11 protein-coding genes and 3 pseudogenes are annotated in these 13,738 nt (G+C 59.4%); 5 read left to right on the top strand and 9 right to left on the bottom strand.

The window, feature by feature from the left end:
• A pseudogene (locus tag HG250_RS05045) lies at positions 1-127 on the top strand (IS5 family transposase); the annotation flags it as partial.
• 318 nt (positions 128-445) lie between these two features.
• Here the strand turns inward: HG250_RS05045 and HG250_RS05040 are convergent.
• Positions 446-1,327, bottom strand: a complete 882-nt coding sequence (locus HG250_RS05040) for a hypothetical protein (RefSeq protein WP_170003330.1) — start codon at positions 1,325-1,327, stop codon at positions 446-448.
• A gap of 30 nt (positions 1,328-1,357) precedes the next feature.
• On the bottom strand, positions 1,358-1,624 hold the full coding sequence (locus HG250_RS05035; protein WP_170003328.1) for a hypothetical protein: 267 nt from the start codon (positions 1,622-1,624) through the stop codon (positions 1,358-1,360).
• 195 nt (positions 1,625-1,819) lie between these two features.
• Here HG250_RS05035 and HG250_RS05030 point away from each other — a divergent pair, with 195 nt between their 5' ends.
• Genes HG250_RS05030 through hsdR form a run of 3 tightly spaced genes read left to right on the top strand, consistent with a single transcriptional unit; the run spans position 1,820 to position 6,784 of the window.
• On the top strand, positions 1,820-3,286 hold the full coding sequence (locus HG250_RS05030; RefSeq protein ID WP_170003326.1) for a class I SAM-dependent DNA methyltransferase: 1,467 nt from the start codon (positions 1,820-1,822) through the stop codon (positions 3,284-3,286).
• Entirely contained in the window at positions 3,283-4,434 is a 1,152-nt protein-coding gene (locus HG250_RS05025; RefSeq protein ID WP_170003324.1) for a restriction endonuclease subunit S, read from the top strand. Before HG250_RS05030 ends, HG250_RS05025 begins: the two co-directional genes overlap by 4 nt.
• 4 nt (positions 4,435-4,438) lie before the next feature.
• Positions 4,439-6,784 (top strand): EcoAI/FtnUII family type I restriction enzme subunit R, encoded by a 2,346-nt coding sequence (gene hsdR / locus HG250_RS05020; RefSeq protein WP_170003322.1) that lies wholly within the window; start codon positions 4,439-4,441, stop codon positions 6,782-6,784.
• 286 nt (positions 6,785-7,070) lie between these two features.
• On the opposite strand, the gene HG250_RS05015 is transcribed toward hsdR, so the two are convergent.
• Entirely contained in the window at positions 7,071-7,211 is a 141-nt protein-coding gene (locus tag HG250_RS05015; RefSeq protein WP_170003320.1) for a hypothetical protein, read from the bottom strand.
• 81 nt (positions 7,212-7,292) lie between these two features.
• Positions 7,293-7,925, bottom strand: a pseudogene (locus HG250_RS05010) (tyrosine-type recombinase/integrase).
• 263 nt (positions 7,926-8,188) lie between these two features.
• Between HG250_RS05010 and HG250_RS05005 the strand changes: the two are divergent.
• The gene (locus HG250_RS05005) at positions 8,189-8,608 is read left to right on the top strand and encodes a hypothetical protein (RefSeq protein ID WP_170003318.1); all 420 of its coding nucleotides are present in this window, start codon (positions 8,189-8,191) and stop codon (positions 8,606-8,608) included.
• Positions 8,609-8,614: 6 nt separating this feature from the next.
• On the opposite strand, the gene HG250_RS05000 is transcribed toward HG250_RS05005, so the two are convergent.
• From HG250_RS05000 to HG250_RS04980, 5 genes and pseudogenes are all read right to left on the bottom strand, one after another.
• On the bottom strand, positions 8,615-9,496 hold the full coding sequence (locus HG250_RS05000; protein WP_170003316.1) for a hypothetical protein: 882 nt from the start codon (positions 9,494-9,496) through the stop codon (positions 8,615-8,617).
• Between the two features lie 2 nt (positions 9,497-9,498).
• The gene (locus HG250_RS04995; protein ID WP_338103864.1) at positions 9,499-11,940 is read right to left on the bottom strand and encodes a fimbria/pilus outer membrane usher protein; all 2,442 of its coding nucleotides are present in this window, start codon (positions 11,938-11,940) and stop codon (positions 9,499-9,501) included.
• Between the two features lie 48 nt (positions 11,941-11,988).
• Positions 11,989-12,747, bottom strand: a complete 759-nt coding sequence (locus HG250_RS04990; protein WP_170003312.1) for a fimbria/pilus periplasmic chaperone — start codon at positions 12,745-12,747, stop codon at positions 11,989-11,991.
• A gap of 166 nt (positions 12,748-12,913) precedes the next feature.
• Positions 12,914-13,483, bottom strand: coding sequence for a spore coat protein U domain-containing protein (locus tag HG250_RS04985; RefSeq protein WP_170003310.1), 570 nt, complete (start codon positions 13,481-13,483; stop codon positions 12,914-12,916).
• 130 nt (positions 13,484-13,613) lie between these two features.
• Positions 13,614-13,738 (bottom strand): annotated as a pseudogene (locus HG250_RS04980) (IS5 family transposase); the annotation flags it as partial.

The raw sequence follows: 13,738 nt of genomic DNA, 5'->3' as shown, positions 1-13,738 counted from the left end.
GCTGTTCAACAAGCTGAAGAACTGGCGCCGGGTCGCCACTCGCTACGACAAAACCAAAGAATCCTACCTTGGCTTCGTCGCCCTCGCTTCAATCAAACTCTGGATACCCTTTGTCCACGAAACCTAGATGGTGTCGGACACCATCCATCCTGTATAAAAATAGAGTTATGGGTTTTCCTCCTCCAGCTACACGAGGAAGCCTGTCGGACGTTTGTTTCCGAAGGTGAAGAAGTGGCAATATGGTCGATGCTGTAAGTCATGACCGTATTTTAGGCCGGTTGAATTTTTTAGGGTAGGTGCTGAAGCCGCTTTTGCTTCAGGCGCTCTGAGTTTTGCACCCCGGCGAAGAGTGTCAAAATTTTTCTTTTCAGTTATTTAGGTGGGTGAATTTCCAATGAGAAATTCACTCCGAATTGCTGCTGATTTTGCTCGTTTTCTCTCGTAATCAACGCGAAGGCAGAAGGTTCTTCCTCGTTGGCACGAACTTCTGTCGCTGCGCGAGCCACTGCCTTGCCATACGGTTTTCAATACCACCGCGAGCTTTGATACCATCCTTCGCAAGCGCGTTGCGCGCTGCGACCTCGTTCATCTGCGCGAGATACGCCAACTCGCGCACTGACAGGTGGCCGCCGGGCTCGAATTCGAACTTCCAGCGCGCGAATGCGGTCCCGATCGTGATACGCAGGTGGCTTTCTGGGTTTCCCATAGGCGAGATCGTGCTGATAGTGCCGGCCGATGCGCCATCCATCAACGATGCAAGGTCATCCCAAGAGTCCGGACGAAAGGATCCAGGATTTCCAGTTTGGAATGCCCAGTCATAGCTGGCCTCGATCAACGGGGTAGAACGGAAGCGAGAGAGGTCGACCTCCGAAGGATCTGCGTCGTCGTATGGTTCGCCGGCGTCGTCGGATGACGGGAACCCCAGAAAAGCTTCTGCCGCTTCGTAGCTTCCCCAGTGGGCGATCATGGCTGCCTCCGCGACCAAGGCCTTGCGCAGGTCGTGCCTGACGTCGTCACGCGAGAATGGCGTTAGGGGGGCCTCAGCCGGAATTTCGCCAGCAGACGGCTTATCAACCTCGGTCAAGGTCAGCTTGCCAGCGCTGATCAACGAGGGAGGCGTGCCGTCACCTGCCGACATACGAATCGAGAACCCCTTGCGGACAAGCCGTAGAGCTTCGTCGTATTCGGTCGTCAGGACCGCGTTCTTACGGTGATGCAGTTCGCTTCCGAAAGCGGGGTCACCAAGAACGAAATGGCTTTGCTTGTCGCGATAGGGGCGCTCGATCTTGCCAGTCTTCGGATTGGTGCGGGTGATAATGGTGGCCACGATGGCAATCTCCAATGATTTTGGGTGCGTTCAGCGCTTCAGACGCTTGCTGCGGTGTGCGAGGGTGATGACCCGGCCATTCTCGACCACGGCGTATTTGTTGAGCAGTGGCTCTACGTATCGCAGGGCCCTTGCCCCGCCGAAGTCGCGAGCAATGCGCTTGCGCGCTTGCTTGTCCATGAAGAGCACGTCGGCTCCGTCGTGGCGGCAGATCGCACCGTATCGCTCGAACAATTCTAAAGCGAGAGGCGGAATGCTGCGCTGCTGACTGCGTTGGGTGGCATGCCTCGTCATCATATTGCTAATCCATTGCGTTTGTGTTGATATGCATGAGCAATAGCATGCCCGATGGACTTTGCAAGAGCATTACGAAATAAGTATAATCTACGAGCATATCAAGCGCCGTTGCCGCAGGAAACGGCGCATTCCGCGCCCGCCGCTTGCCCGATTCAGCCAATCCGAATAGGCAGTTGCGCGACACGAGGGGCATCAATGTTCGAGAACGCTTTCAACAATATCGACCGGGCCATGCGCAATGACGAGGGCCTGTCGTCGGAACTGGATTATGCCGAGCAGACCAGCTGGCTGCTGTTCCTCAAGTATCTCGACGATCTGGAGCAGGAGCGGCAGGACCAGGCCGAGCTGGAGGGCCGTGACTACACGCCGATCCTCGACGAGGCCTATCGCTGGCAGACCTGGGCTGCGCCGAAAGACGATGAAGGTGAACTCGACCACAATGCTGCGAAGACCGGGCAGGACCTGATCGACTTCGTCAACGGCAAGCTGTTCCCCTACCTGAAGACCTTCAACGCCAGCGATGCCGATGTGGATACGCTGGAATACAAGGTGGGCGAGATCTTCTCCGAACTCGCGAACCGGTTCCGCTCCGGCTATTCACTGCGCGAGGTGATCGACATTGTCGATACGCTCGATTTCGGCAGCACTGATGCCAAGCACGAACTGTCCGACCTCTACGAAACCCGCATCAAGCGGATGGGCAATGCCGGGCGCAATGGCGGCGAATATTACACACCGCGCCCGCTGATCCGCGCGATGATCAAGGTCGTCGATCCCAAGATCGGCGAGACGATCTACGACGGGGCCTGCGGGTCGGCGGGGTTTCTGTGCGAGGCGTGGGATTACCTGCGGCGGCCGGACCTGTCCGGCGAGGAATGGGAAACGCTTCAGCGCCGCACATTCTACGGGCAGGAGAAGAAGTCGCTCGCCTACGTGCTGGGCGTGATGAACATGATCCTGCACGGGATCGAGGCGCCGACGATCCGCCATGCCAACACGCTCACCGAGAACGTGATGGATATCCAACAGGCCGACCGTCACGACATCGTGCTGGCCAATCCGCCCTTTGGCGGCGGCGAGAGGCGGGAGGTGCAGCAGAACTTCCCGATCAAGTCCGGCGAGACGGCCTACCTGTTCCTGCAGCACTTCATCCGCAAGCTGAAGGCGGAGGGACGCTTCTCGCACGGGCGCGGGGCGGTGGTGATCAAGAACACTTTCCTCAGCAACACCGACAATGCCAGCGTGGAGCTACGCAAGGAACTGCTGGCGACCTGCAACCTGCACACCGTGCTGGATTGCCCCGGTGGCACGTTCCAGGGCGCAGGCGTGAAGACAGTGGTGCTGTTCTTCGACAAAGGCACGCCGACGAAGGAAGTCTGGTATTACCAACTCGATCCCGGCCGTTCGCTTGGCAAGACAAGCCCGCTCAATGACGACGATCTGAAGGATTTTGTCGAACTGCAGGCGACCAAGGCCGACAGCGACAAGAGCTGGACGGTGAAGGTCGACGATCTTGATCAGACCACCTGGGACCTGTCTGTCCGCAATCCGAACGCGCCGGAGGAAGAGCCGCTGCGCGAACCCGCGGAGATTATCGATGCCATGCTGGCGCGCGACGAGGAAACGGCGCAGATCCTCGAAGCTATTCGAGGGATGCTGTGAGCTGGCGTCAATCGACCCTCGGCGAGCTTTGTAAGCTTTACCAGCCTGAGATTATCACGAAGAAAGAGATGAAGCCGGACGGAAAATATCCCGTGTTCGGCGCAAACGGGGTAATAGGCCGATACCACCGCTTCAATCACGCTGAGCCACAATTGGTGATCGGCTGTCGAGGCGCCTGCGGCACGGTGCATATCACCCAGCCGGAGTCGTGGATCACTGGCAATTCGATGGTCATCCAGCCCAAGGACGATACCGTAGACCTTCGATTTCTGAGATATTATTTTGAAGGCCCGGCTGACCTCGGCGCTGCGATTAGTGGCGCAGCGCAGCCGCAGATCACCCAGGGGTCACTTAAGCCAATCCTCGTGCCATTACCCCCGATGGACGAGCAGAAGCGTATCGTCGCAGTGCTGGATCAGGCCTTCGCCGCCCTCGACCGCGCCCGCGCCAACGCCGAAGCCAATCTGGCCGATGCGGAGGAGTTTTTGGCTTCGTTCATGGAGGCAGAGCTGCGAAAGTCAGGCGGCGAAATCCTGACATTACAGCAGATGCTCGATTCCGGTCTGATTGTGAGCCACCTCGATGGAAATCATGGAAGCAACTACCCGCGAAAAGCTGAGTTTGTAGAGTCCGGTGTCGCTTATGTTTCTGCTAACTGCATTGTCGAGGGTCAGATTGATCTCGGTAAGGCCAAGTTTCTCACACATGAGCGCGCGGCAACAATCAAGAAAGGTGTGGCGCGAAATGGCGATGTGATCTTCGCTCACAACGCTACTGTTGGGCCGGTGGCATTGCTGGAAACGGAAGAAGATAAGGTCATACTTAGCACGTCAGTCACTTACTACAGGCCCGATCAGGAGCGCATTTTGCCAGAGTTTCTGATGTATGAGATGCGCAGTTCCGCTTTTAGGAGACAGTATGAGGGGATCATGGGTCAAGCGACACGAAATCAGGTGCCCATTACCGCCCAAAGAAAGCTGACTCATACAATTCCGAATCTCAAGGCGCAGTCGGAGTTGGTTGCCGCTTGTTCGGAGATTGAGACCAACTCAAGAGGGTTGAATCTTGCATATGCTGCTGCCTTGGCTGACCTTGATGACCTCCGCCAATCAATCCTGAAAAAAGCGTTCGCCGGGGAGCTGACCTAAGCCGATGCTCGAGAAGGAAACCGAAGCCGACACCCGCGCCAACCGTATCGATCCCGTTTTGCGGGAGGCAGGCTGGGGCGTGGTCGAAGGCTCCGGGATCAATCGCGAGCTGACCATTGCGCCGGGTCGCATCCTTGCAGGAGGCGAACGCGCCAACGCCCTCTCTGCCGACTATGTGCTGACCCACAAGGGCCGCCAGCTTGCGGTGATCGAGGCTAAGAGGGCGGGGCTCGGTCATACCGATGGCGTAGGGCAGGCCAAGGAATATGCGCGGCGGCTGGAAGCGCGCTTTGCTTACTCAACCAACGGGCTTGGCTGGTATGGCATCGACATGAATACCGGAAAGGAGGGCGATCACGACCTTCCTTTCCCGACGCCGGACGAGCTGTGGCATCGTTGCTTCCCGCATGGCAATGACTGGCGCGAACGCTTTGGCGCGGTTCCGTTCGAAACGGGCGGCGGCAAGTGGCAGCCGCGCTATTACCAGCACAACGCCATCACCGCAGTGCTCGAAGCGATTGCCAAGGGCGACAAGCGCATCCTGCTGACGCTCGCAACTGGCACCGGCAAGACCAGCATCGCCTTCCAGATCGCGTGGAAGCTGTTTCAGTCCAGCTGGAACCTCAGCCGCGAACCGGTGCGCCGTCCGCGTATTCTGTTCCTCGCCGATCGCAATATCCTCGCCGATCAGGCCTACAACGCCTTCAGCGCTTTTCCACCCGACGCGCTTGTCCGCATCGATCCGGAGGAAGTGCGCAAGCGTGGCGGCGTGCCGACCAACGCCAACATCTTCTTCACGATCTTCCAGACCTTCATGACCGGCGGTAAGGATGGCGAGACCGAATTCACCTTCGAAGGCTATGCGCCCGACTTCTTCGACTTCATCGTAATCGACGAATGCCACCGCGGCGGCGCGCGGGATGAAAGCACCTGGCGTGCGATCCTCGAATATTTCGCGCCTGCCGTGCAACTGGGCCTGACCGCCACGCCGAAGCGTGACACCAACGCCGATACCTACAAGTATTTCGGCGAACCGGTTTACACCTATGCGCTGAAGGAAGGCATCGGCGACGGCTTCCTGACGCCATTCAAGGTGCGCCAGATGGCGAGCACCATGGACACCTACACCTTCAGCGACGAGGACGAGGTGATCGCGGGAGAGATCGACCCGGACAAGGAATACAGGGAAGCCGATTTCAACACCAAGCTCATCATCGACGAGCGCGAGATGAGCCGCGTGCAGGAATTTATGGACCAGATCGACCAGCGCCAGAAGACGCTGGTCTTCTGCGCCACGCAGGATCATGCCGCCCGCGTTCGCAACTTCATCAACCAGATCAAGGACAATCCGGACCCGCACTATTGCGAGCGGGTGACGGCAGACGACGGCAAGCTGGGCGAGCAGCACCTGCGCGAGTTCCAGGACAACGAGAAGACGCTGCCAACCATCCTGACGACCTCGCAGAAGCTGTCGACAGGGGTGGATGCCCGCAATGTGCGCAACATCGTCCTGCTGCGGCCGATCAACTCGATGATCGAGTTCAAGCAGATCATTGGCCGCGGCACGCGCACTTTCGACGGGAAGGACTTCTTCACGATCTTCGATTTCGTGAAGGCCTACGAGCACTTCAACGATCCCGAATGGGATGGCGAACCGGAAGATCCGGCAGATCCTCTACCGCCGCGTCCCGGACCTGTTGGTCCCGATGAACCGGACGATCCAGAAGAGCCCGAAGACCCGAAAGAGCCTACTGAGAAGGTCATCGTGAAGCTGGCCGACGGCAAGGAGCGCAAGATCCGCTACGTCGGTGCGACGACCTATATGTTCAACGGCCGGCCGATAACCGCACAGGAGTTCATGGAGCACCTATTCGGCGATTTGGGCACGCTGGTCACAAGCGAAAACCAACTGCGCGAGATCTGGAGTGATCCCGATCGCCGCAACGCTTTCCTGCAGCGCCTGACGGAAATGGGTTATGACCGTGAACGGCTGTCTGACATGCGGCGCCTAATCGACGCACCGAACTCGGATATCTTCGACGTGCTCGGCTACATCCGCTTCACCCTGGCACCCCTAGCGCGCGCCGAACGCGTCGGGGCGGCCAAGTCGACCGGAATGGATGGATACGAAGCGGAGATGCGCGAGTTCCTCAATTACGTTCTTAGCTCCTATGCCAAGGATGGTATCCGCGAACTCGACACCCAACGGCTAAGCCACTTCATCCGCAGCCGGTATGGCAGCATGAATGATGCGAAACGAAAGCTAGGCACGACCGTCGAGATCCGCGAGGCGTTCCTTGGAATTCAACGCAGATTGTTCGCAGCGACTGTTGGGGGTTCGTTAGCGTGAGGGTCGGTTTTTGGGCCGGGAGTTGACTGTCCGGTCTCGGCAGTCAGGAGGTGAAAAGCTGTCTGTCGGCTAACGACCCCACTTGCGGACCTTGCATCCACAAATCGGTCGGCTATCCTCGGTCCATGAAACGATACTGGCGGCTTTGGCTTGGCGTCGTGATGCTGGCAAGTGGCTTCGTCTTGCGGGAACATGCCCATGCGTTGGGCGTGCACGATTGGGTCCTCGAGAATGCAAGGCGAACGCGCAATTCTGACGGGCCGCCTCCGTGTGTGTTCGATTGTATTCACAAGCTATCAGGCAATGCCGAGACCTTGGATTGGTTTGCCATCAGGCTCATGGCAGCAGGTGTTTTGCTACTGGTGTGGTCATCGATAAGCCTGCGCAGGTCGTAGCTGCTTAATACCCCGGCGTGTCCGGTTTCCACCCAAAACTCGCCGGTTCAATCGCGCTATTAGCAACCCGAAAGCGGTCGGCCAGTATTATAACCGGTCGACCGCAGATGTGATCAGATTTCAGTCCTCTCAGCTAGCAGGAGAGCATCCTCGACATCGACACCAAGGTGACGCACCGTGTTCTCGATTTTCGTATGGCCGAGCAGTATCTGGATAGCCCGGATGTTGCCCGTCGCGCGGTAGATCATCGCTGCCTTCGTCCGGCGCAACGAATGGGTACCGTATTCTGCCTTTCGCAGCCCGATCGCCGTTACCCATTCATCGATCAGGCGGGCATACTGTCGTGTGCTCATATGGCCTGCTGTGTCTACCCGGCTAGGAAACAGGTAGTCGACAGTCGAGCCGCCTCTGCGTTCCAACCACGTTAGAAGTGTGGCCCGCACGTCAGCGGTAATTCGAACTGCACCGGCTTGTTGGTCTTCTGCTGAATGACGGTTGCTCGATTGCGGATGTCAACACCCGCAACGACATCCCCGATCTTAATCTTCACCAGATCGCATCCGCGCAGCTTGCTGTCGATCGCGAGATCGAAAAAGGGCCTTGTCCCTCAATCGGCCTTAGTGATCGAGGTGGAAGCGGATCGCCCAAACCTGCTTCTGTGTCAGTGGGCGCTTTGTTCCGACATTCTTACCAGCGTTCCAAGCTGGGCGATGTCGCGCAATCGCATCAAATCGTGAGTATGCCATTGATTTTCTCCTGAGCTAAAATTGGCCGAGAACATAACGCTTGGGATGTCGCTGGCTGGGCCGTTAGCTGACGATCTGGTTTCGGCAACGCAACCCTGAAAGTCTGGGGTTCATCCGGCGATTCGTTTTCAAAACGCCCGGTACCGTCGAATGAACGGCATACCGCGGACCTGCCAAACTGAAATCGATCCGAGGTTGTCGCTGAGCGCAGCAAGTTATTAAGGTTTCGGACGTAGCGGTATTGGCACGGAAGAGGTGCGTAAATGGGGCGGTTGATCAATAGCATTTTGCCGATTGCCGGTCTTGCCCTGGTAGCAAGCCCGGCATTGGCGGATACCGGCCGGGCCGGTGGGGCCATGAGAATATCCGCGCATGTGCCGGAGTTCTGCCAGATCACGCCTTTGGAACTTTTCGCGACAGCAGGGGACGGCAGGGTTTCGGGATCCGTTCTGGAAACGTGCAACAGCCAGCGGGGGTATTCGGTAGTCGCCACGCACCGCAACCTGGACGACGGCGAAACAGTCGCTTTCACCTACGCTGGAACAACCAGTCTGCTTCGGTCGCACGGGTGGAGCCCGGTCGCTTATCGTGCAGGCGCGCGTTACGGATACCGTCCGTTGCGCGTGCGCTATGCCTCATTGAACAGACCGTTGGCGATCAATCTGACGATCACGGCTTACTGACAGGCCTCAGTTCGTCGTGACCGTGATCGTTATGCGGTCCTGATACTGCCCCGCATGATATTCCGGATCGGGTTGGGTAACGATCGTCACAGGAAGAACATCGCCGACTGAGTTCGTATGCCGGCCGACCTGCATCGAATCCCTTGACCCCGCCAGCATCATCTCCTGCCCGCCCAGCGTCATGCGGTAAGGGATCAGGTCCGACGCCCCCTCCCGCCGCAGCGATCCGTTATTGTCGGACGTCACATCGATCAGATAGGGCGACGTGCTCAGGATACGTAGTGCGAAGGGTGGCGAACGGGTCGGGGCGACTGGTGACAGCGGCCCCATTTCGATCCGCGGCGGGCCGTCGGTGCCGCCCGCCCCGGCGAAGCGTATCAGCGCGGTGCGCGGGATGGTGAGGGTCAGCTGCGTGCGCCGGCTGCCGAGTTCCTGCGCCGTTTGCACATTCAGCAGCTGCAGTTCGAGCTCCCGATTGTAGAGACCCGCTCGCGACCCCCAGCCGACGACGGTCCGCACTTCCAGGGGGACGACCACTTGCCCATTCGCGGGAATCGCCAATTCGGCACCGAAACTCGCGGTGCTGCCGATGGCGGGCGATCCGGGGCTGGTGCCGATGCCGTTCGGTCCAACGATCGATATCGCCGGAAATCCATCCGCGACGGAGCCGGTGCGGTCCGTGACGTTGAAGCGCAACAGACATGGATCGTCGCCCTCATTGCGCACGCGCACATTCAAGCGTTCGAACAATTGCTCGCGATCGAAGGACGGGCCGGGGGTCAACTGGACAGTGGTCGGATCGTCGACGAAGCTGGGCGCACAGGCAGCCGCCGCCGGAGCCGACGCAGCGGCAACACACAAGGCAAGGATCAGGGCTGTCTTACGCATCGTCATCGTTCCTGTTCGTCGTTGCCGGCATCGATCGTGATTTCGTTCAGCTGCAGAAGCGTGTCCGCATCGGACGGCACCTCGATAACATATTCCGCGACCGGATCAGATAGCCGAATCGTATAGCGGTAGCCTTGCTTCAGCCCGAGAATTGCGAAACGCCCGGTCGAGTTCGTGAAGAAGGGCTGCGTGCCGAAGTCGGGATCGTCGCTCGACGTGATCGTTCCCGCGACCAGGGCGGCTCGGCCCGATGGCAGGTTCAGGAAACCATAAGCCGTCACCGTCGCGCCCGAACCCACGATCAGGCGGTAGCCACTGCGATAGGGGGGCAGCACGGTCTCCACACCCGTACCGATATCCGCGCCGGCTCCGCCCCCGTCCAGGTCATAGAAGATGCTCTGCCGGTTATACGAATTCAGCCTGTTGCTGAGCGCCGCACCGAAAATGCCGCTGATCCCTTCGGGCCGGCGTTCCTGAATCGAACCGCCTATCACCGCCTCGGCGTCTTCGAGGTCGGCATTGGGGGTGGCAAGCGCGAAACTGTCGTTGATCGGGCGGCCCACGCCAAACAATCCATCGGCATAGGCGAACGAAGTTCCCACTTGCAGCCGTCCGCTGGGATTGTCCGTGATTCCTCCGAACCCCGGACCACTGGTCGATGCGAAACCCCGGGCGTAGAAGCGGTTGCCGATGTAGGTTCCGCTCGCGTCGAGGCTTTGATTGCCTTGCGATCGCCTGACGCCGACGTCGTAACCCCAGGATCCGACAGTGTCGTCGTAGCTCCGGGTGACGAAGGCGCGCGCATCGTCGCGTCGACTGTTGTAGGACGCCTCGGCCCGCGTCGATCGACCGAAAGGGATGGACAGGCTGGCGCGCACCCCGAAATTGCGTGCGAAGAAGTCGTCGCCATATTCGACCCCCAGCGTCAGCCGGTAGTTGCGCGTGGACCGCACCGCGTCGGCGTAGATCGACCGGATCGCCGGAAAGTCGCCGCGTTCGAACCAATTGGCGCCGACGATCAGGGAAGTGCGCTCGTCCAGCCGCTGCGAATAGTTCGCGTTAAGCAGGAACGTGTCCGCGCGCCTGATGAACAGTCGATCGGTGATCGTGGTGAACCCGGCATCACGATATTCAGCGCCGATCGAGAACCGGCGCGCCGTCTCTATATCGCCGAAACGCAGCGAGTAGGAGCCCCGCGCGGCGATCCCTGTCCCTTCGGACACGCTGACCGCAGCGCCTAGTTCGATCCGGCCGGGGACGAGCACCGGTGAAACCACCATTTCCGCGCCTGCAACCTGAACCTCTTCGGAAATCTGCAACGCGCCGCCCAAGGTCAGGCGGTTGTTCATACCCCGGCTGTAGAAGCCGCTGAAGGCCGGACTAGATCCGTAATTGGGTTGGTTGTCGAAACTGTCGGGCAGAACGCCGATCGCTGCGCTATATTCGGTTTCTCCCGCCATCAGCGCGCCGGGGTCGAGAAACGTATCGAAACTCGCCAGCTGCCGTCGACCGGTGACGTCGGTGATGAACAGCTGCGTATCCCGGCCGCTATATTCGGCGCGCAGCCGAGACAGGTCGTAGGGGCCTGCCCGCAGCTGCAGCAATTCGGCCTGTTGACCAGCCACGATCACCTCGACCGTGGCATCACGTTCCAGCAGGATCTGCTGTCCGCCGAGCGAAGTCAGGGGGCCGAAATCGTTGAACACCCGCCGCCCCTTCTCGACGCCGACCCCGCCGACGAAGACACCACCCAGCAATCCCAACGTAGGAACCTGCACATCGCCAGCGGTGAACCGGCGGAGCCTGTCCGGCTCGTCATACACCAGACGGGCGTACCGACGGTAAAAGCCGCTCCCTTGCGCGACCTGCCGGTCGTACCCGCCGTCGAATTCGAACACAATGTCCCGGTGGCGTATCGCGCCCGTCACCAACAGTCCGGGCCCTACGCCGTCGGTGAACTCGTCGAACTGGAAATCGGCGATGACGTTTACGTAAGCGCTCGTTCCGGCAGGCTCGAGCGTGACGGGCAAGGTGTTCCTGGGTGGCACCGAGCCGAGTTGCTGCACGGCGGCGATAGTCGGATCGATATCTGCGATCACGACTTCGAGCCTTGTGGGGTTGTAGCGAAGTTCGATTCCGGCGCGTTGGACCTCGTCGCTCGAAACCATGGGCGATTGGACAAGCAGGCGATCGAAGGTCACACGGCCATCCGCAGACAGGAACGGCGTCAGGCGGACGAGCAGGGTGAGGCGTTCGAAACTGATCCGGCCGTCGAGATACAGATCCGCCAGCACATCTCCGTGAACGGTTCCATCGTGGACGATCGGGATCAGCAGCTGCGTCGCTTCTCCAGCTTGCGGTTCGCTCGACGAATCGGTTGGCACCGCGACGCCGGTCTGTGCCCGCGCAATGGGGACGCCGACGACGAAAGCGTGCAGCGCCACCGTCGCCAAGAGGAAGCTTCGATGTCCCAACGCCCCGCTGCCAGCAAGTTATTGGAAGAAAGAAACCGATAGCGATTCGGGGTCGAGATCTCTGTCCATCGGAATGAAGAAGACCCGGGACTTGCCCGGCGCTACGATACCCAAGCCGGTGTTTTCGCGAACCTGCCGTTCGTCCAAAATTTCGGTGAAAGTATCGCCGCTCACGTCCCGGCCGGCAATGGTCCAGCCGGTTTCGCCTGCCCCGAAATAGCGCGTGCCATTGTTCGAGACGCGGACTTCAAGTCCACGTTCGACGATGTTCGCAGCCGTCTCTGCCGCCTCGGCTTCCGCACCCGCTGGGCGTTCGCGCTCCACGAACCGGATGTAATCCACGACGGGATCGGCTTGCGTCCCGGACGGCACCAGATTGACCAGCACGTTGAACCGCATCAGCAGCTGGATCCGGCTGTCGGTCGGTTCGAGCTCGACGGGTATCTGGCTGATCGAAGCGTAATAGATTTCGGAAGTGGTCACATCGGGGGCGGGCAGGAACTGGATACGGAAAACCTGCTGGCTATTGGCGGCGATCACTGTCTGCGGCGGGAATACGACGAAGCGCTCATCGGCGGGAACCAGGGACACCTCTCCCGTTTCCGAGATGGTCCCGCGATGCATGGTCAGTTCGAACGGAACGTCCCGATCCTCGTCGTTCGTCACTTCGAGGCGGACGACCGACCTAGTTCCCTCGGGCGTGATTTCGGTCACCATCGGGGTCACGCGCGCCGCTTGTGCCGGGATTGCTCCGAGGACGCCGCTCAGGGCAGCCATGCATAGCGTCGCACCCAACGCCAGAGACCGAAGGTTCACCATTCCGCTCCTCAAAAAGAGACCGATTCGGGACCGATCCGTTGGCAAAGCCGGCATCGGCCTTCCCTCCAACTACAAAAATGCCGGCGCGCCCCTGGACACGCCGGCATTTCTGACAAACTTCCGTTTAGGAAGCGATCGCAACCGTTACTGTCACCGTGCTGGAATAAGCACCAGCGATTGGACGGAACCCACGATTGTCGTCGTAATCGACCGAACCCTGGAAGCTGATCTGGCGATGCAGGGCGCCACGCGGGTCGGCATTCCGCTGCGAACCGCCATTGCGCGAGAAGTAGGTCTGACGCGCGTTACCGGTGGCAGCACCATAGTTGTTGGCATAAACGCGGAAATCGACCCGGTCGGAGAAGCCGTCAGCTGATTCGTCCGCGGTCACGCCGCGAGCGTTCTTCAGTGCGCCGTCGCTGGTGATGGTCATCGCGTTCGTGTCGTTGCAGCTGAGATAAGCCGCGTTGCTCGTTGCGCTCTTCGAGCCGTTGCCGAACACCAGGGCGTTGGAGCCGGCCGTGGTCACGATTTTCAACGCTCCAAGATCGATGTCCTGCACGTTTTCCATTACGCAGGTTGGCGTGACGTTGGCGGTGACGACGAACGTGTCGGTCGTGGTGTTGCTCTGGGCAAACGCACTGGTGGAAATGAACGCGGTCGATGCGACTGCACACAAAACGATTTTCTTCATAAAGAACCCCTACAAAATGAATTAGGCTTGATTAGTTCAAGTAATTTTCGGGTAAGGCCCGAACCGACAGATTACGGAACAACGTCCGGCCTGCCCCAAACCCCCGGGGGTTCGGTTAACGGATCATTAGCTAGGTTTCGTGGACAAAGGGTATCCAGAGTTTGATTGAAGCGAGGGCGACGAAGCCAAGGTAGGATTCTTTGGTTTTGTCGTAGCGAGTGGCGACCCGGCGCCAGTTCTTCAGCTTGTTGAACA

Source organism: Pseudopontixanthobacter vadosimaris, assembly GCF_012979275.1.
Classification (GTDB): Bacteria; Pseudomonadota; Alphaproteobacteria; order Sphingomonadales; family Sphingomonadaceae; genus Pseudopontixanthobacter; species Pseudopontixanthobacter vadosimaris.
Note: the sequence above shows the minus strand (reverse complement) of the source record. Positions and strands in the feature narration are given on the sequence as shown.